Consider the following 16755-nt stretch of genomic DNA (forward strand, 5'->3'; position numbering starts at 1 on the left):
TCCATCTGGATATAACTGCGAATCCTAAAATTCGTTCTGCGAGGTGACGTTGGGTGATACTTGCCGTTAACGTCATGTCGCAATACAAACAACTACAACATGCCCCGACGCGGCACTGTTCTTGCGGCGCTGCGACGTGGACGAGGGCGAAAGCCGGCGGACTATCAACGCCGGAAACAAGAACAACCAGGGAGGCTGCATTGGCTAAATCGACCGGCAAGGCAAGCATGGCAAAGACCGCAACCACGAAGGCGGCCGCCAAGCCAGCCGATGCGACCAGGCCCGAAACCAAACCCGCAGCGAAGGCCGCCGTAGCCAAAGCAGCGCCTGCCAGGACAGCGGCGGCGAAAGCCGCGCCGGTCAAGGCCGCAGCCGTGGCGCCAGCCAAGGCGACCGCTTCGCCCAAGGCCCAGTCAACCAAACCTGCCGCCAAGCCTGCAACCAAGGCACCGGCCAACAAGGCCGAGGCAAAGCCCGCCGCCGCCAAGGCCGCCGCGACTGTGAAGGCCGCGCCATCCAAGCCGGCCCCGGTCAAGGCAGCAGCAACGAAACCCGCGGCCAAGGCCGCGCCCGTGAAGTCCGAAGCCGCAAAGCCAGCCGCGCCGAAGCCGGCACCAAGGACTGCCCCGGCCAAGGCGAAGTCGGTCCCCGCCGCCAAGGTCGCGGCCACGCAACCCAAGCCCGCAGCAGCCGCGCCGGCCAAGATCGCCGAAATGCCGAAGCCAGCTGCCAAGGCAAAGGCTCCGACCGCCAAGGCCAAGCCTGCCGCCAAGGCACCGGCGGCGAAGGCAGCACCCGCGGCCAAGGCTGCCGCACCTGCCAAGGCAGTCAAGTCCGGCGCCAAGCCGTGGCTGAAGAGCTACCCGGCCAACGTTCCGGCCGAAATGCCGCCGCTCGCCCACAGCTCGATCGGCGATCTCCTCACCGAAGCCTGCCGTCAATATGCCGGCCGCCCGGCCTTCTCATGCATGGGCAAGTCGCTGAGCTATGGCGAACTCGAGCGCATGTCGACCGCCTTCGCCGCATGGTTGCAGTCGAAGGGCCTGGCCAAGGGCGCGCGCGTCGCGATCATGATGCCCAACGTGCTGCAATATCCGGTCGCGATGATGGCGATCCTGCGCGCCGGCTACACGGTGGTGAACGTCAACCCGCTCTACACGCCGCGCGAGCTCGAGCACCAGCTCAAGGACTCGGGCGCCGAAGCCATCATCATCCTCGAAAACTTCGCCACCACGCTGCAGGCCGTCGTCGCCAGGACCCAGGTCAGGCACGTCGTCGTTGCCTCGATGGGCGAGATGCTCGGGCTCAAGGGCCTGCTGGTCAATCTCGTCGTGCGCAAGGTCAAGAAGCTGGTGCCGGCCTGGTCGCTGCCCGGCCACGTCAAGTTCCTGACCGCGATGAAGGAAGGCTCCGGCCTCAGCTTCAAGCCGGTCGCGGTCAAGGCCGACGACATCGCCTTCCTGCAATATACCGGCGGCACGACAGGCGTCTCGAAGGGCGCGATGCTGATCCACTCCAACGTGCTGGCCAACGTCGCCCAGTTGGCACTGTGGGTCGAGGACGCCTACACCGTGCGGCCGAAGCCGCCGCATCTGACCTTCGTCTGCGCGCTGCCGCTCTATCATATCTTCGCGCTCACGGTGAACGCGCTGATGGGCATGCAGCAGGGCGCGCTCAACGTGCTGATCCCCAACCCGCGCGACATCCCCGGCTTCGTCAAGGAGCTGGGCAAGTTCAAGTTCAACATCTTCCCCGGCCTCAACACGCTGTTCAACGCGCTGACCAACAATGAAGACTTCCGCAAGCTCGACTTCAGCGGCCTGATCCTCAGCTTGGGCGGCGGCATGGCGGTGCAAAGGCCGGTCGCCGAGCGCTGGAAGAAGGCGACGGGCAACCACATCACCGAGGGCTATGGCCTGTCGGAAACCTCGCCGGTGGCAACCGCCAACAAGTGTTCGTCGCCCGATTTCACCGGCACCATCGGCCTGCCCCTGCCCTCGACCGAAATCGCCATCCGCGGCGAGGACGACAACGACATGCCGCTCGGCGAGGTCGGCGAGATCTGCATCAGGGGACCGCAGGTGATGGCCGGCTACTGGAACCGCCCCGACGAGACCGCCAAGGTGATGACCTCGGACGGCTACTTCAAGTCCGGTGACATGGGCTTCATGGACGAGCGTGGTTTCACCAAGATCGTCGACCGTAAGAAGGACATGATCCTGGTCTCGGGCTTCAACGTCTATCCGAACGAACTCGAAGACGTTGTCGCCCAGCATCCCGGCGTGCTCGAGGTCGCGGCCATCGGCGTGCCGGACGAGCATTCGGGCGAAGTGCCAAAACTGTTCGTCGTGCGCAAGGACCCCAACCTCACCGTCGAGACGCTGATTGCCTACTGCCGCGAAAACCTGACCGGCTACAAGCGACCGAAATACATCGAGTTCCGCACCGAATTGCCGAAAACCAATGTCGGCAAGATCCTCAGGCGCGAACTCAGGGGGTAAGTCTCCGCCCTATCCTGAACATCAATCGGCCACCGTGGAATAATTCTCCACGGTGGCCGATTTGTTTGAGGCGCGCGTTTGATCGGCCATGCCCTTCTCTACGTCCGACAAGGCTGGCTTCAGGTCGTTCGAGCCGTGGCAAAATTCGGTCGCATCATGAAGCCAACTTTCGTGAGCGACATTTGCGACAGCCGGCCTTTGGACAGCCTGAGGGCGACCGGCGCCACTACTCCAGAACCACGACGGCTTCGACCTCGAAGAGCATGGGGTCAATCGCAAGCTTGGGAACCGGGACCAGCGTCTGCGCCGGCAGCGTCTCACCAAACATTTCCTTGACGTTCTGGGTCAACACCCCAAGCTTGGACATATCGTGATCGACCACGAAGACCGTGAGCTTGGCGACCTGATCCGGCCTGGCCCCGAGCGCATCAAGCGCGGCGCGCAAGTTCGCGTAGGCCTGCTTAACCTGGGCAGCGAAGTCGGGCGACAGGGCCCCCGTGCTGTCTTGGCCGCCCTGCCCGGAGATGTAGGCCACCCTTGAATTGTTGGGCACAATCACCGCCGTGCTGTAGCCATTCGGCGACGGGTCGTGGAGGTTTGGTGGATTGACGATGGTCAACTTGCGATCAGTCTCATTCGCTGTCGTTGCAGTGGGAACTCCCATGGTCATGACGATTAGCCCTCCGATAAGCAGATGCTTGATTGCGCGTGACATTGTTTTCTCTCGGCTCCGCGGGCTGCGAGCAACGTACCCTCGCGGCCGGCATGATCGAACTTTGAGCCATCGCCATGCGATGGCTCGTACGATGTCCGAGTCATCGTATGGTACAGTGTACTAGTCAACTGCCCAGCATCGACATTGCTGACGTTGGCTGCCAAAATCGCGGTTGCGACCAGCGAGGAAACGAATGGCAGCCAAAGGTAGCGGCACCCGGAGCAAACGGTCCCGACGGCCACTCCAGCCCGTGCAGGAGCCGCGCAGTGAACCGCCGCTCTCGCGAGAACGCATCGTGGCGACTGCGGTCGAATTGCTGGATGCCCAGGGACGTGACGGATTGACGATGCGTCGGCTGGCCGATCGCCTCGGCTCGGGCGTGATGAGCCTGTATTGGCACGTCGACAACAAAGAGGATGTCTTTGACCTGGCGCTCGACTTGGCGCTCGAATATCGCGGACCGCCTGGGACGGCTGAGCCTCAGGGCTGGCGCGGAGAAGTCTTTCATATGCTCGAAGACTGGCGCGCCAGCATGCTGCGCCATCCCTGGTCGGCATCGCTGTTGCCGCGCCGGGCGCTCGGCCCGAACATCCTCGGTCGCCTGGAACTGCTGAGCAAGACACTGTCCGCAGCCGGCGTAGCGGACGCAGATCTGAACGCCGCGATATGGTCGCTCTGGAACTATGTGATGGGCGCCACCATCACCCGCGCGAATTTCGACCTCTCGGATGACGACAAGGCCGCCGCACAGCAGCGCCTTACGCGCCTCAGCGAACGCTACCCGACAATCGAACGCTCCCGCCTGCTGCTGGACAACGATTGGGACGGCGCTTTCCGGAAAGGCCTCGACTTCCTGCTCGATGGCCTCGCTCCAAGGTAATGAATGTTCCCCAAAAGGGGGAGAGCGGACGTTTGCTCATACGTCACGGGGCATTGACAGTCCCATACCCAATTGGCTATGCGTTATCTCATAGTCATTTGGGTATGAGTTATGACCGAACCTCAGGACGCGATCTTTCGCGCGCTTTCCGATCCGACACGCCGCGGCCTGTTCGAGCGTCTCTGCCGCAATGGTGACACCACCGTCGTCGGTCTCCTGGGCGAGGCCGGCGTATCGCAGCCGGTTGTGTCCAAGCACCTCAAGATCCTGAAGGCCGCTGGGCTGGTGCGTGACCGGCATGAAGGCCGCTACACCTATTACAGCGCCGAGCGCGACGCGCTCAGGACGCTGACCGACTGGACGACAGAGATGTCCGGTTTCTGGAGCGACCGATTCGACGATCTCGACAATTTACTCAAGAGGATGGACCAATGACCGAAACAATGGAAACCACGCGCTCGGTCGTGGTCGAACGCGACTTTCCCTATCCGCCCGAAAAGCTCTGGCGCGCTTTGACCCAGCCGCATCTCATCGCCGAATGGCTGATGAACAACGATTTCAGCCCTGTGGCCGGCCGCCGCTTCACGCTCTCCGCCGACTGGGGCCAGGTCGATTGCGAGGTCGAGACCGTCGAGGAGCACCGGGCGCTGTCCTATCGCTGGGACACCAAGGACCTCCGGAGCATCGTCACCTGGACGCTCGCCCCCACCCCATCGGGCACAAGCCTGCGCATGGAGCAGCGCGGCTTCACCACTGCCCAGAAGGCCTACTTCCAGGGTGCATCGGTCGGCTGGCCGCGCTTCTTCGACCAACTGGGCAACGTCGTCGCCAAGCTCGACTGACCGCAGCGACGCCATCGATTTCAGGGAGTATTGCAATGAACCAAGCGATCCGCATCATCCATCGCTTGACCTCGCTCCTGTTCAGCCTGATCGTCGCATCGATCTTTGCCGGCATGGCCATCACCACCCTGCCCGAGTGGTTCTACTATCTGCCCCTGCCCCCGCTCGCCGTGCTTCTGCCGACCGGGCTCTACATGTTCTTCCTGCCCTATCTGAGCGGGCAGCGGGATGGTGTGCCAGCTTCCAAGGGCCAAGCCTGATGGGGAAAGACCCAGCACCCAAGCTGCTTTCCGGCGGCAATCCGCAGATCGCGAAGGGTTATGGCGACGCCGTCGTCCAGTCCTACATCGACGCCATGCCCGGTTGGAAACAGGACATCGGGCGCCGCCTCGATGCCCTCATCACCGGGGCGGTTCCTGGTGTCGCCAAGGCGGTGAAGTGGAACTCGCCCTTCTACGGCACCGAGAAGGACATCTGGTTCCTCGGCTTCCACTGCCTGACCAAATACGTCAAGGTCGCCTTCTTCAAGGGTGCGTCGCTCACCCCGCTCCCGCCCGGCACGTCGAAGCAGGCCGACGTGCGCTATCTCGACATCTACGAAGACTGCCCGTTCGACGAGCAGCAGTTCTCGGACTGGGTCAGGCACGCCAGCGCCCTGCCCGGGGTGAAGATGTGAAACGCACCAGCCTGACAGGCGCTGCTTATTCAGCAGGGCCTCAGCAGCTCAAGAACGGCGATTGCGTCAATGGAGGCGACGACTCGACCAGGATCGTCAGCCGCGTCGTGCCGCCTCGATTGCAGCGACGTCGATCTTCCTCATATCCATCATCGCGGCAAAGGCGCGCTTGGCTTCACCGCCGCCAATGGCCAGCGCCTCGGTCAGCACGCGTGGCGTGATCTGCCAGTTGACGCCCCACTTGTCCTTGCACCAGCCGCAGGCGCTTTCCTGACCACCATTGCCGACGATGGCGTTCCAGTAGCGGTCGGTCTCCGCCTGATCGTCGGTGGCGATCTGGAACGAGAAGGCTTCGTTGTGCTGGAACGCGGGACCTCCGTTGAGGCCGAGGCAAGGGATGCCGGCGACGGTGAATTCCACCGTCAGCACGTCGCCCTCCTTGCCGGACGGGTAGTCGCCGGGAGCTCGATGGGCCGCTTTCACGGCACTGTTGGGAAAAATCTCGGCATAGAAGCGGGCGGCAGCCTCGGCGTCCTTGTCGTACCACAGGCAGATCGTGTTCTTGGCAATTGTCATCGCGCATACCCTTCGCTTTGAAACCAAAATTTCGGCCGTGTTTTCCGCCCACTTCCGAAATAGGCAGCCAACCGTTTTTGTCCACCCCCCGGAAAGCGACGGCCTCACCCGTTCGCAAAGGGCAGCTTACCTTAACGTCGCTGTCCGCTTTGGGTCGAGAGCCGACGATTCCCGGGGTTCATTGCAGCTATCACCGCTCCAGCGAGCACCTTCTGCCAGCAATGTGCGAAAGCGCGTCGAAGCAAGAGCGGACAGCCTTGCCCGCGGAAATCACCTCTTGCGCGCCACGATGTAGGGACGGGCCTCATTGGCCTTGGTTGCGTGGGCCTCAGTGGCGAGAATGTCGAAGCCGGCAGCAGATAGGAACTGGCTCAGTTCCGCCACGCGAAAGACGTTGGCATAGGGCGCCTTGCCGATCGCCCGCATCGCGGGCAACAAGGCAAGGCGGATGAGCAGATTCATCTCCCCGACACAAGGGGTTTTGGAGATGAACAGGCCATCGGCTGCCAGCAGGCCATGAATGCGGCGCAGCGTGCCAGGCAGGTCGCGGACGAGATGGAGATAGTTGAACCCGAGCACCGCGTCGAACTGCCCGACCCCGGGCTCAAGCGTCTCCGCGGTCGCGGTGCGGAAGGATAGCCCAGGCTTCGGGTCGACGGCGTGTTTCACCTCGGCTATCGCGATCATTTCAGATGAGATGTCCGTCGCAAGGTAGCTTTTCACGTCACCTGCAAGCAGCAGTGCCGTTGTTCCCGTTCCGCAGCCCAGCTCCAGCACCCGGGCGCGAGGTCCCATCAACGCGCGGGTCCGGTCCAGCGTGCGCTCATATCCGACCCGATCCGCAATCGCGGCCGTGGCATACTTCCGGGACGTCCGGTCCCAGAAACGGGCGTCGCTTGCCGTGCTCACAACGGGGTACTCCTTTGCTAAGCGCCGAGAAACTCGCCCGAACGGCGTGACGTCAGCAAGTCGCCCGGCTCACGCTTTCATCAGGGCCCCGGCAATCACGAACGTAGCAATGCCTGTTTGTTGCTTCTTGCGAACTCGCAGGATGGGCGCCGCCGGGGACGTGACTAATCTCCCCAGCTGTGGGGGAGATAGGCGGCAGGCCAGAGGAGAAATGTAGGATGCTACCTTGCCGCCGCCCCCCGCAGCGCGAGAAATCCTACGCTCCGCCCACCTTCTCGCCGAAGGTCGAGAAAAACTGGCCGGCCAGCTTCTTCGAGGTCGAGGTGATCAGGCGGCTGCCGAGCTGGGCGATCTTGCCGCCGACATCGGCCTTGGCCTCGTATTTGAGGATCGTCGCATCGGGCCCGTCCTCGGTCAGCGTGACGTCGGCGCCGCCCTTGGCGAAGCCGGCGATGCCGCCCTTGCCTTCGCCAACGATGGTATAGGAGTGCGGCGGCTTGAGGTTCTTCAGCGTCACCTCGCCGGTGAAGGTCGCCTTGATCGGCCCGATCTTGAGCACCACCTTGGCGGCCATCTCGGTCGGCGAACTCATCTCCAGGCTCTCGCAGCCAGGGATGCTGTCCTTGAGCACGGCGGGATCGTTGAGCGCCTGCCACACCACGCCGATGGGTGCCGCGATCTTTTCTTCGCCTTCGATCACCAGGGCCATGCGTTATCCTCCCGAATGCCTATCCTTGAGGGGTAACGCAGCGTCCGGCGCTTGTCCATTGCGGCGCCCGGATCAGGCCTTGCGGCCGATCGGGGTCAGGCCTTGCGGCCGATCGGGATGATCTCGTCCATGCCGGGCGTATAGGGCGCGCCGTGCCAGTTGCCGAGCCAACGGTCGACGACAAGCCCGGCCTCGGCCATCATCGCGGCGAGCGGTTCCTTCTCGCAAAAGGCAATGCGCGACCGGGCATGGAACTGCCGCCCGTCAATCGGGATGCGGTAGAACGTGTCGTAGGTGACGATGCCCGTCGCCTCGTCCTGGACGGCGTCGTTCCAGGCCTCGACGGCGCCGAAGGTCGGGTGCTCGATTGTGCGCCGCGAATCGTCAGGCCCCCATTCCAGCCATTCCCTGGCCAGCGGATTGCGGGTGTCGAAGATGAAGCGGCCGCCCGGCGCGAGATGGGCGGCAATGGTGTCGAGCGCGGCGCGCTGGTCCTCGGCTGTCAGGAACACCTGGAAGGCGTGGCCGGTCAGCAGCACAAGGTCGAAGCTCTTGCCGAGGCGCAGCGAACGCGCATCGCCTTCGACCCACTCGACGTGGTCGCCGCCGGGGCGCTTGCGAGCGACATCGAGCATGGCTGGCGCCGGGTCGGCGCCTGTGACGGCACGGCCGTGCGCCAGCATCACCGTCAGCGCGCCGGTGCCGCAGCCGAGATCGAGCACGCTGCGGGCAGCGCCGACGAACTGCATGATGAAGTCGACGTCCTCACCGCCTTCGTTCTCAAGGTCGTAGAACTGGACAAGCTCGGGGTCGATGTAGAGGCGGTCGTCAATCAAGGCACTGCTGCTCCCATGCTGGCGGCGTATTCATACCATCGCAACGCGGCGAGAAAAGCCTCGCATGCCGGACCAGCTGCCGGGCGAAAGTTGCGCCACACGATGTCTGGTGCCGCATCCCGCAAGCTGCATCCTTCGTCGCCCTTGCAGCGATTTGGTCCTTGCCATAACGATGCAGGTCCGGATTTCGGGAGGAATTGATGGCCGGCCAAAAGACGACGAAGAAGCTCCGTTCGCAGGAGTGGTTCGACAATCCCGACAATCCCGGCATGACTGCGCTCTATCTCGAGCGCTACCTGAATTTCGGCCTGACGCGCGAGGAACTGCAGTCGGGCAAGCCGCTGATCGGCATTGCCCAGACCGGCTCGGACCTGTCGCCGTGCAACCGCCACCACATCGAACTGGCCAAGCGGGTGCGCGACGGCATCGTTGCCGCCGGCGGCGTGCCGTTCGAGTTTCCCTGCCACCCGATCCAGGAAACGGGCAAGCGCCCGACCGCCTCGCTCGACCGCAACCTCGCTTATCTCAGCCTCGTCGAGGTGCTCTACGGCTACCCGCTCGACGGCGTGGTGCTGACCGTCGGCTGCGACAAGACCACGCCGGCGCTGCTGATGGCAGCGGCCACCGTCAACATCCCGGCGATCGCACTTTCGGTCGGCCCGATGCTCAACGGCTGGCACAAGGGCGAGCGCACCGGCTCGGGTACCATCGTATGGAAGTCACGCGAAAAGCTGTCGTCCGGCGAGATCGACTACGACCAGTTCATGGACATCGTTGCTTCGTCGGCGCCCTCGGTTGGCTACTGCAACACCATGGGCACGGCCACAACGATGAACAGCCTGGCCGAGGCACTGGGCATGCAATTGCCCGGTGCAGCGGCGATCCCCGCGCCCTACCGCGAGCGCGGCCAGATCTCTTACGAAACCGGCAAGCGCATCGTCGACATGGTGCGCGAAGACCTGAAGCCGTCAGACATCATGACCCGCGAAGCCTTCGAAAACGCCATCGTCATCAATTCGGCGATCGGCGGCTCAACCAATGCGCCGATCCATCTCAACGCGATCGCCCGCCATCTCGGCGTGCCGCTGAACAATGACGACTGGCAGAAGGTCGGCCACCATGTGCCGCTGCTGGTCAACCTGCAGCCAGCCGGCGAATATCTCGGCGAGGACTATCACCATGCCGGCGGCGTGCCGGCCGTCGTCGCCGAACTGATGAAGGCAGGGCTGCTGCCGCATCCGGACGCGATCACCGCCAACGGCAAGACCATGGGCGAGAATTGCGCTGCCGCCGAAAACATGGACCCCAAGGTCATCCGGTCGGTGGCGGACCCGCTCAAGAAGGATGCCGGCTTCATCAACCTCAAGGGCAATCTGTTCGACAGCGCGATCATGAAGACCAGCGTGATCTCGCCTGAGTTCCGCGACCGCTACCTGTCGAACCCACGGGATCCCGAAGCCTTCGAAGGCACCGCAAAAGTGTTCGACGGGCCGGAGGATTATCACGCCCGTATCGACGACCCGGCCGAAAACATCGACGAGAACACGGTGCTGTTCATGCGCGGTGCCGGACCCGTCGGCTACCCCGGCGGCGCCGAGGTGGTCAACATGCAGCCACCAGCCTACCTGCTCAAGCGCGGCATCCACTCGTTGCCTTGTATCGGCGACGGCCGCCAGTCGGGCACGTCGGGTTCGCCGTCGATCCTCAACGCTTCGCCGGAGGCTGCTGTCGGCGGCGGGCTGGCGCTGCTGAAATCGGGCGACCGGGTGCGCATCGATCTCAGGAAAGGCACTGCCGACATACTCGTCACCGACGACGAAATCACCCGTCGCCGCGCCGAGCTGCAGAATAATGGCGGCTACCAGTTCCCGGCGCACCAGACGCCGTGGCAGGAAATCCAGCGCTCGATGGTCGACCAGCTGTCGGAAGGCATGGTGCTGAAGCCGGCGGTGAAGTACCAGCGCGTCGCCCAGACCAAGGGCATCCCGCGCGACAATCACTAGAGAAACCAAGGCGCAAGCGCCTCGGTCAGTGGAGCAACGACAGCAACTGCCCCATTCGGGCGGCGCGTAGACGCGCCGTCGCAGATTGGCTGTGCCAGGATTTCGGCCAGCACCGTGCGCCGATGGGCCTCGGCGCGCGCGGCGTAGTGGCCGAAATGCTGCGTCGCAGCGGCCGCGCCGACTCCGAGGGCCAGGGCCATGGCAACCGCCGCAGCCCATCGCACCCCGCGATGCCAGCTTGACGCCGCGTTCAGCATGCGGCGCCAGGCGGCAATCCCAGCGATGATCAGCGCTCCCAGGGCGCAACACATCGGCGTCGCTCCTTGGTCAGGCGTGCTTGCCACAGCCGCAGTCGGCCGGATGGTAGCGACCGGTCGGCTCGACCATGCCGCCCTTGCCGTACATGTCGTGCGGGCGGACCCAGTCGGCGAGCAGGTGGAACGGCCCGTTTTCGTTACGGCCCTTCGGCATCACGTCGAGAAAGCCGTAAGTGCCGAGGAACTGTTCGCCGCCGCGGCCAAAGGTCGAGTAGGTGTGGAAGATCAGGCCGTCATCATCCTTGTAGAAGACGCTGTCGCCGGACAGATCTTCGATCTCGAAATCGAGCGGCGCGAAATTGTAGACCGCGCGTTTCGCCGCCAGTTGTTCGGGGGTGTAGGAGACGTTGAAGTCGTAGTTGAAGTCGCTGCCGAACGACGAGACGAAGCGGGCGCGCCAGCCCATGCGTCGTTTCAGGGCCTCGATCTCAGCCAATGGTGCACGCGCTACCGCAACGTAGCTGACATCGTGGTTTTCGAGATGCACGATCACGCTGTCGGCGTTGTCGAGTTCGAACGAGCAGCCGACGCAATGATGCACCTGCCCCGGGCCCATCATGAAATGCTTGATGAACAGCTGGCTGCGGCCCTGGAACAGGTCGGACAGCGAGAGCCTGCCCTCGGGTCCGTCGAAAAAGTACTGCTTGTCGATCCTGACCCAGGGCAGTTTGCGCCGCTCGGCGCTCAACTCGTCACGCGCCCTGGTCATCGCCTTTTCTTTGGCCAGCAGCGCACGGCGCGCCGCCACCCACTCGTCTCGAGTTACGATTTCGTGTTGCATAATGCTCTCCATCGTTTGGACACAGGTTTCCCGCCGGCCGCGGGATTGCGGCCGGTATGCTTCGCTTTGAACTGTCAGTGTCAGGGCTAGAGGTAGGAGGTCACCTCAGGTGGCCGGTCCCAGGCGTCGTTCTTGCCGTCCTCATAGATGACTGGCACGGCAGCCAGGTCCTCGGGCGATACGTCATCTAGGCAGGCAATGTTGACGGCGTGGAAGTCGCCACCCATCATTTCGAAACTCGCCGAAGCGAACGGATGAACGCCGCAGCGGCTGCAGAAAGTGTGGCGGATGGCGGTCTCGCCGAAGCGGTACTCGGTCAACGCGTCGGCGCCAGAGGTGAGGCGAAAACCGGCGGGACGGGCAAAGTTCTTCCAGAAGCGGGTCTTGGCACACCACGAACAGTTGCAGCGAAAGCTGGACGTCCACCAGACGCCGTCGAGTTCGGGCTTGGAGCGCTGGCCCGCGGGCGCCAGATCAAGCTGGCATTCGAAATGCACCGCCCCGCAATGGCAGCTGCCATGATAGGCCTTCATCATCGTCCATTCTCCCAGGCATGGCGCATCGATCCGAAGATCGGTGACGATCTTCGGCGAGCGCAGGATTCATCAGACACGTAACGAATGCCGAACTTGGCGCGCGAAGATTCAGACCACGGGACGGCCAGCGAGAGCGTCGGCCAGGCGATCGAGGCATTCACCCCAGCCACCCATGTGCGAGTCGCGGGTTTCGATATCGAGGAAAGGCTCCTGCCGGAAGGTCAGCCGGGTGCCTGTGCCTTCGGCCGCGAGCGTCACCGTCACCAGCGTCTGCCAGTCAGGGTCGTGATCCCAGGCGAAGGTGAAGACGATCCGCTCATTTTCGACGATCTCGCGGAAGGTGCCGGTCATGCCGTCCTGGACATCGCCATGGATCAGCAGATGGTAGCTGCCGCCCTTGCGGAACTCGAGCTTGTTGCAGCTCGACGTAAAGCCCTTCGGCCCCCACCAGCGCGTCAGATGTTCGGGGCTCGACCACATCCTGAAGACGAGCGCTGGCGGAGCGTCGAAAACGCGCGATAACTCAAGCGAAAGCGACTGTGCGGCGACGGTGTCAGTTCTTGCGGTCATCGGGACCTCCCTTCGGTTTGGCTGTCTGCAATTCCTTCAGATAGTCGGCCATGCGGTCAAAGCTCGCATCCCAGAAGCGGCGGTAATGCTCGACCCAGTTGGCGATGTCCTTGAGTGGCGCGGCCTCCAGCCGGCACGGCCGCCACTGCGCCTCGCGGCCGCGGCTGATCAGCCCGGCACGCTCCAGCACCTTCAAATGACGCGAAATGGCCGGCAGGCTCATGGCGAACGGTTCGGCGAGTTCGTTGACCGTCGCCTCGCCCTGGGCGAGCCGGGCAAGGATGGCGCGCCGCGTCGGGTCGGCGAGCGAGGAGAAGGTGGCGTCGAGGCGATCGTCCATCATCTTATTTAGCATTCTTGTTAATTAACTTGTTTGCTAAATACGACTGAAAGAGCGCCCTGTCAAGTGTGCTGATACGGACGGAATAGAACCGGGGTCCGCACGTTCTCCCGCCATCACGCAGGAGATCCCGATGTTTTCATTGTCGCCCAAGCCGCGCTCGATCCGCTTCTTATGCCGCCCCGAAGATGACGGCGTCATCCCGCCACCGGTACCGGCCAAGACCTTCCTGCCGGACTGGTTTCGCAAATTGCCAGCGGTCGACCCGGCCAAGCTTTCGACCGGCGACAGCGGGTTGACCATCAAGCGTTGCATGCCGTTTCTCGACGCGATGACGGCAGGCTGGATCATCAGGCTGCCGGCGACGGTGCGGATGGAAATCTCGGACGGTGGCAAGAGCGTGGACACGGCCTGGGACTTCGACCGTGCGCTGGTCAGCAATCACGGTGCGCACCAGGTTGCAGGCAACCCACGCCAGCCCGCCCCGCCGTGCAAGTTCCACAACTACTGGACCGTCCGCACGCCGCCGGGCTGGAGCTGCCTGTTCGTGCAGCCGCTCAACCGGCCAAATGGCATTTTCGACCTGGTCTCGGGCGTTGTCGACACCGACACCTACACGGCCGAGGTCCACTTTCCATTCTTCGCCACCGGCGCCGATGGCCTGCACATCATCGAAAAAGGTGCGCCGCTGGTGCAGGTCATTCCTTTCGAACGCAAGGCGCTTGAGCTCGTTGCCGACATTCGTGCCGAAGGCCAGGACGAAGGGCAGGATCGTCGCCGCGTCTTCCGCAACACCATCGCCTCCGATGGCTGGTACAGGAAGGTGGCGCGGGCGCTGCGCTAGATCGGTTGCAGCCAAAACGAAAGGGCCGGTGGAAGTTTCCACCAGCCCTTTTTGCTTGATGCCATGGCTGCGATCAGTCGTCGTCCGACGACGAATTCGAAGAACTGTTCGAACTTGAATTGGACGACGAGTTGGAGCTGGAATTCGAGCTGGAGTTGCCTGACGAGTTGGACGAGCTGTTGGAGCTCGAGTTGTTCGAAGAGTTCGACGAACGGTTGGAACTCGAATTTTTCGACGAGTTGCTGTTCGAATTCGACCAGCTCGAACCGCCCGACTTGCCGCCCGATATGACCGTCTTGAAGAACTTCGAAATGTCGTCGTCGGCATGGGCAGTGGTATGCGCCGCCGGCGCTGCGAGCAGCATTGTGCCAAGGATGGCGAACATCTTTTTCATCTGTCATCTCCTGTTGGACAATCTTGGCGATTGCCGGGGAGGAACGGCAGAGGACGACGGCTATTCCATCCGCTGGAGAAAAAACTGACCGAGGCGAGCCACCCATCTTTGAAATCCGCCACCGAGCGACTAACTGGAAACCAAAGGAACTGATGTCCCATGGCCAAACGGCGTTCTTCCCTCGGCTTTCTCGGCATGTTCGGCCGTTCGAGCGACCTGCGCGAACTGGACGCGGCCTTGCGCACATTCGACCTGCATCCCGCGCTGGTGCCGGAGGGCGTCAAGCTCACCATCGTCAACCTGATGAAGGATCACTGGCCAAACGATCCGCCATCCCAGGCGTACCCGCCGGTGGCGCAATTGTTCGGCTATTGCATCGCCGGCCCGGAGGTCTTCGCGCAGGCCAATGGGCCCGACCTTATGCTGGAGGCAGAGCAGCGCATCGAAGCCGCACTTGAAGCCGGCGACGGTTTCGATGCCGAGATCGTCCTGCTCGCCCTGCATGCCAAGCTGATCAACCCCGACGTCGTCGAGCGTTTCGAGCTGAGCACCGGTTAGCGGCGAGCCGTCCTAGCCGCCCATACCGGAGCGCGGCAGCTTGATCAGTTCGCCGAAACGGGCGCGCAGCTTGTCGTCGGTCGTTCTTGCGACATGGCGCGGGAAACGTTCGGCCAGGATGCGTTTCTTCTCGACGACCGCCTTGCCCAGCAGGTCGGGTTTGCCCTTCTCGATCCACTCCTTGGGCGAGAAGCGGTCGGCGACGGCAGGATAGAAATACTCGGTCTGCATCAATCTCAGCGTCTGTTCGTTGCCGAGATAATGGCCTGGACCGTTGAGACAGACCTCGGAGATGGTGGCGATCGACAGCGCTTCTTCGGTGACCTCGATGCCGCGCACGCAGCGCAGGCATTGGCCCAGCATGTCGTTGTCGATGATCAGGCTTTCGAGGCAAAAGCCGAGCAGCGAGGCATGCATGCCGGCGGACTCATAGACCAGATTGAGGCCCGACAGACCGGCCATGACGTTGGTGATGCCCTTCTCGTAGCCGGACTGGATGTCGGGCAGCTTGGAGTCGGCCATGCCGGCAGCCGAACCACCTGGCAGGTCGTAGAACTGCGCCATCTGGGCGCAGGCCGAGGTCAGCAGCGCCTGTTCGGCCGAGCCGCCGGACATCGCACCGGTGCGCAGATCCGACACGAACGGCCAGGTGCCGAAGATGGCGGGATGGCCTGGCTTCAATGCGTTGACATAAACGAGGCCGGCCAGCACTTCGGCGACCGCCTGGACAACGGCGCCGGCAATCGCCGCCGGTGCGGTCGCGCCCGCCTGCCCCGCCGACAACAGCAGGATCGGGATGCCGCCTTCGACGCAGGCTTCGAGCACGCCACAGGCGTCCTCGGCGAACTTCATCGGCGGCACGACGAAACAGTTGGAATTGGACACGAAGGGCCGGGCGCGGAAATTCGCCTCGCCGCCAGCGATCTCGTAGAGCATCTCCAAGGCAGGGGCGACGTTCTCGCGCACGGTGAAGCTGGTGCCGACATGCTTCGACGTGCCCGACACGCAGGCATAAAGCGTGTTGAAATCCATATCGAGCGGATCGGGAATGTCGCGCGGCACCATCGGACGCTGGAAGAAATGGATATTGTCGAGACCGTCAACGATGCGGGCGGCATCGTAGATGTCCTGCAGCAGGCTTTCGCGGTACTCGCGCTTTTCGACATCGACGAGATGCACGGCGGCACCGGCTGTGCCGTAATGCACGCGTTTGCCCTGGATCAGCATGTCATGCTTGGGGTCCTGGCCGCAAAGCGTGAAGTTGCGGGCAGCATTCTCGATCGTCGACAGGACCAGCGCGCGGGGAAAGCGGATGCGGCCGTCATCGCTGTAGGTCGCACCGACCCGTTTCAGCGCCTCGATGCAACTCGGTATGGCGTTGGCGAAGCCGACGGTTTCGAGCAGCGTCAGCACCGCTTCGTGGATGCGTTCGAGATCGCTCTGGGCCAAAGCCTTGAAGCGGCCACCTTCGAGGCCGGCACGGATGGGGCGGATGTCATCGGCGAGCGGAGCGGCACGCATCGCCCGCCTGGCTTCCCGACCGCCGGAGCGGCGCGAGCGTTGCTCCGCCGACAGGTCATGACTTTCGATGGCAACTGACATGCAGGTCCTCCGAATTCTTGTGAGGCTGGCCCGCAGTGATTATGCCACCGTCGTGTCGCCTCGTTCCCTTTGCGCGACTATGCAACGTCCATTGGCCCAGACTATGGGCCAGCAGATTCCGCCGGATATGCCAGAGCACTCATATATGCCAGCGGCACGGAGGGGC

General features: G+C 63.2%; 21 protein-coding genes. 10 read left to right on the plus strand and 11 right to left on the minus strand.

Translation table 11 applies throughout. The annotated features are described in order from the left end of the window. Positions 1-227: 227 nt before the first annotated feature. A complete protein-coding gene (locus tag ACHMW7_RS25605) occupies positions 228-2501 on the plus strand; it encodes a long-chain fatty acid--CoA ligase (protein WP_395448213.1) in 2274 nt (757 codons plus the stop codon). A gap of 226 nt (positions 2502-2727) precedes the next feature. Here ACHMW7_RS25605 and ACHMW7_RS25610 read toward each other — a convergent pair whose 3' ends face one another. After that, entirely contained in the window at positions 2728-3216 is a 489-nt protein-coding gene (locus ACHMW7_RS25610; protein WP_395448214.1) for a RidA family protein, read from the minus strand. A gap of 193 nt (positions 3217-3409) precedes the next feature. Between ACHMW7_RS25610 and ACHMW7_RS25615 the strand changes: the two genes are divergently transcribed. The 5 genes from ACHMW7_RS25615 to ACHMW7_RS25635 all read left to right on the plus strand — a co-directional run bounded on the left by ACHMW7_RS25615 (position 3410) and on the right by ACHMW7_RS25635 (position 5614). Beyond that, complete coding sequence (locus ACHMW7_RS25615) at positions 3410-4096, plus strand: TetR/AcrR family transcriptional regulator (RefSeq protein WP_395448215.1); 687 nt, start codon at positions 3410-3412, stop codon at positions 4094-4096. A 111-nt stretch (positions 4097-4207) separates the two neighbouring features. Further along, complete coding sequence (locus ACHMW7_RS25620; protein WP_395448216.1) at positions 4208-4531, plus strand: ArsR/SmtB family transcription factor; 324 nt, start codon at positions 4208-4210, stop codon at positions 4529-4531. Continuing rightward, on the plus strand, positions 4528-4938 hold the full coding sequence (locus tag ACHMW7_RS25625; RefSeq protein ID WP_395448217.1) for an SRPBCC domain-containing protein: 411 nt from the start codon (positions 4528-4530) through the stop codon (positions 4936-4938). Before ACHMW7_RS25620 ends, ACHMW7_RS25625 begins: the two co-directional genes overlap by 4 nt. A gap of 35 nt (positions 4939-4973) precedes the next feature. Beyond that, positions 4974-5198, plus strand: a complete 225-nt coding sequence (locus tag ACHMW7_RS25630; protein WP_395448218.1) for a hypothetical protein — start codon at positions 4974-4976, stop codon at positions 5196-5198. Continuing rightward, positions 5198-5614 (plus strand): DUF1801 domain-containing protein, encoded by a 417-nt coding sequence (locus ACHMW7_RS25635; RefSeq protein ID WP_395448219.1) that lies wholly within the window; start codon positions 5198-5200, stop codon positions 5612-5614. Before ACHMW7_RS25630 ends, ACHMW7_RS25635 begins: the two co-directional genes overlap by 1 nt. A 96-nt stretch (positions 5615-5710) precedes the next feature. Here the strand turns inward: ACHMW7_RS25635 and ACHMW7_RS25640 are convergent, their stop codons facing one another. The 4 genes from ACHMW7_RS25640 to ACHMW7_RS25655 all read right to left on the minus strand — a co-directional run bounded on the left by ACHMW7_RS25640 (position 5711) and on the right by ACHMW7_RS25655 (position 8641). Then, entirely contained in the window at positions 5711-6184 is a 474-nt protein-coding gene (locus ACHMW7_RS25640) for a VOC family protein (protein ID WP_395451439.1), read from the minus strand. Between the two features lie 276 nt (positions 6185-6460). Then, positions 6461-7099, minus strand: a complete 639-nt coding sequence (locus ACHMW7_RS25645) for a class I SAM-dependent methyltransferase (protein WP_395448220.1) — start codon at positions 7097-7099, stop codon at positions 6461-6463. Positions 7100-7355: 256 nt separating this feature from the next. After that, positions 7356-7808: a carbon monoxide dehydrogenase subunit G gene (locus ACHMW7_RS25650; RefSeq protein ID WP_395448221.1), complete on the minus strand. Its 453-nt coding sequence runs from the start codon at positions 7806-7808 to the stop codon at positions 7356-7358. Positions 7809-7903: 95 nt separating this feature from the next. Then, complete coding sequence (locus ACHMW7_RS25655; RefSeq protein WP_395451440.1) at positions 7904-8641, minus strand: class I SAM-dependent methyltransferase; 738 nt, start codon at positions 8639-8641, stop codon at positions 7904-7906. A gap of 203 nt (positions 8642-8844) precedes the next feature. On the opposite strand from ACHMW7_RS25655, the gene ACHMW7_RS25660 reads away from it, so the two are divergent. Next, positions 8845-10647, plus strand: a complete 1803-nt coding sequence (locus ACHMW7_RS25660) for an IlvD/Edd family dehydratase (protein ID WP_395448222.1) — start codon at positions 8845-8847, stop codon at positions 10645-10647. Here ACHMW7_RS25660 and ACHMW7_RS25665 read toward each other — a convergent pair. The 5 genes from ACHMW7_RS25665 to ACHMW7_RS25685 all read right to left on the minus strand — a co-directional run bounded on the left by ACHMW7_RS25665 (position 10644) and on the right by ACHMW7_RS25685 (position 13194). Continuing rightward, positions 10644-10958, minus strand: coding sequence for a hypothetical protein (locus ACHMW7_RS25665; protein WP_395448223.1), 315 nt, complete (start codon positions 10956-10958; stop codon positions 10644-10646). The genes ACHMW7_RS25660 and ACHMW7_RS25665 overlap by 4 nt on opposite strands. Positions 10959-10974: 16 nt before the next feature. Further along, a complete protein-coding gene (locus tag ACHMW7_RS25670) occupies positions 10975-11745 on the minus strand; it encodes a DUF899 domain-containing protein (RefSeq protein ID WP_395448224.1) in 771 nt (256 codons plus the stop codon). A gap of 86 nt (positions 11746-11831) precedes the next feature. Further along, positions 11832-12281 carry a GFA family protein gene (locus ACHMW7_RS25675; protein ID WP_395448225.1) on the minus strand — a complete coding sequence of 150 codons (450 nt, stop codon included), beginning with the start codon at positions 12279-12281 and terminating at the stop codon, positions 11832-11834. A gap of 108 nt (positions 12282-12389) precedes the next feature. Next, complete coding sequence (locus tag ACHMW7_RS25680; RefSeq protein WP_395448226.1) at positions 12390-12851, minus strand: SRPBCC domain-containing protein; 462 nt, start codon at positions 12849-12851, stop codon at positions 12390-12392. Next, positions 12835-13194: a helix-turn-helix transcriptional regulator gene (locus tag ACHMW7_RS25685; protein WP_214393876.1), complete on the minus strand. Its 360-nt coding sequence runs from the start codon at positions 13192-13194 to the stop codon at positions 12835-12837. Before ACHMW7_RS25685 ends, ACHMW7_RS25680 begins: the two co-directional genes overlap by 17 nt. 130 nt (positions 13195-13324) lie before the next feature. On the opposite strand from ACHMW7_RS25685, the gene ACHMW7_RS25690 reads away from it, so the two are divergent. The 3 genes from ACHMW7_RS25690 (at position 13325) to ACHMW7_RS25700 (ending at position 14987) form a co-directional block, all read left to right on the plus strand. After that, the gene (locus ACHMW7_RS25690; protein ID WP_395448227.1) at positions 13325-14035 is read left to right on the plus strand and encodes a DUF6065 family protein; all 711 of its coding nucleotides are present in this window, start codon (positions 13325-13327) and stop codon (positions 14033-14035) included. A gap of 119 nt (positions 14036-14154) precedes the next feature. Beyond that, positions 14155-14517, plus strand: coding sequence for a hypothetical protein (locus ACHMW7_RS25695; protein WP_395448228.1), 363 nt, complete (start codon positions 14155-14157; stop codon positions 14515-14517). A gap of 71 nt (positions 14518-14588) precedes the next feature. Then, positions 14589-14987: a hypothetical protein gene (locus ACHMW7_RS25700; protein WP_395448229.1), complete on the plus strand. Its 399-nt coding sequence runs from the start codon at positions 14589-14591 to the stop codon at positions 14985-14987. 12 nt (positions 14988-14999) lie between these two features. On the opposite strand, the gene ACHMW7_RS25705 is transcribed toward ACHMW7_RS25700, so the two are convergent. Further along, positions 15000-16589, minus strand: a complete 1590-nt coding sequence (locus tag ACHMW7_RS25705) for a trimethylamine methyltransferase family protein (RefSeq protein WP_395448230.1) — start codon at positions 16587-16589, stop codon at positions 15000-15002. Between the last annotated feature and the right edge of the window lie 166 nt (positions 16590-16755).

It is taken from the genome of Aminobacter sp. UC22_36 (genome assembly GCF_044056035.1).
Classification (GTDB): Bacteria; Pseudomonadota; Alphaproteobacteria; order Rhizobiales; family Rhizobiaceae; genus Aminobacter.

Excerpts from the sequence above, each read along its gene's own strand:
- ACHMW7_RS25605 (WP_395448213.1), top strand. The coding sequence starts at position 228 with ATGGCAAAGACCGCAACCACGAAGGCGGCCGCCAAGCCAGCCGATGCG.
- ACHMW7_RS25610 (WP_395448214.1), bottom strand. The coding sequence starts at position 3,216 with ATGTCACGCGCAATCAAGCATCTGCTTATCGGAGGGCTAATCGTCATG.
- ACHMW7_RS25615 (WP_395448215.1), top strand. The coding sequence starts at position 3,410 with ATGGCAGCCAAAGGTAGCGGCACCCGGAGCAAACGGTCCCGACGGCCA.
- ACHMW7_RS25620 (WP_395448216.1), top strand. The coding sequence starts at position 4,208 with ATGACCGAACCTCAGGACGCGATCTTTCGCGCGCTTTCCGATCCGACA.
- ACHMW7_RS25625 (WP_395448217.1), top strand. The coding sequence starts at position 4,528 with ATGACCGAAACAATGGAAACCACGCGCTCGGTCGTGGTCGAACGCGAC.
- ACHMW7_RS25630 (WP_395448218.1), top strand. The coding sequence starts at position 4,974 with ATGAACCAAGCGATCCGCATCATCCATCGCTTGACCTCGCTCCTGTTC.
- ACHMW7_RS25635 (WP_395448219.1), top strand. The coding sequence starts at position 5,198 with ATGGGGAAAGACCCAGCACCCAAGCTGCTTTCCGGCGGCAATCCGCAG.
- ACHMW7_RS25650 (WP_395448221.1), bottom strand. The coding sequence starts at position 7,808 with ATGGCCCTGGTGATCGAAGGCGAAGAAAAGATCGCGGCACCCATCGGC.
- ACHMW7_RS25660 (WP_395448222.1), top strand. The coding sequence starts at position 8,845 with ATGGCCGGCCAAAAGACGACGAAGAAGCTCCGTTCGCAGGAGTGGTTC.
- ACHMW7_RS25665 (WP_395448223.1), bottom strand. The coding sequence starts at position 10,958 with ATGTGTTGCGCCCTGGGAGCGCTGATCATCGCTGGGATTGCCGCCTGG.
- ACHMW7_RS25670 (WP_395448224.1), bottom strand. The coding sequence starts at position 11,745 with ATGCAACACGAAATCGTAACTCGAGACGAGTGGGTGGCGGCGCGCCGT.
- ACHMW7_RS25675 (WP_395448225.1), bottom strand. The coding sequence starts at position 12,281 with ATGATGAAGGCCTATCATGGCAGCTGCCATTGCGGGGCGGTGCATTTC.
- ACHMW7_RS25680 (WP_395448226.1), bottom strand. The coding sequence starts at position 12,851 with ATGACCGCAAGAACTGACACCGTCGCCGCACAGTCGCTTTCGCTTGAG.
- ACHMW7_RS25685 (WP_214393876.1), bottom strand. The coding sequence starts at position 13,194 with ATGATGGACGATCGCCTCGACGCCACCTTCTCCTCGCTCGCCGACCCG.
- ACHMW7_RS25690 (WP_395448227.1), top strand. The coding sequence starts at position 13,325 with ATGTTTTCATTGTCGCCCAAGCCGCGCTCGATCCGCTTCTTATGCCGC.
- ACHMW7_RS25700 (WP_395448229.1), top strand. The coding sequence starts at position 14,589 with ATGGCCAAACGGCGTTCTTCCCTCGGCTTTCTCGGCATGTTCGGCCGT.
- ACHMW7_RS25705 (WP_395448230.1), bottom strand. The coding sequence starts at position 16,589 with ATGTCAGTTGCCATCGAAAGTCATGACCTGTCGGCGGAGCAACGCTCG.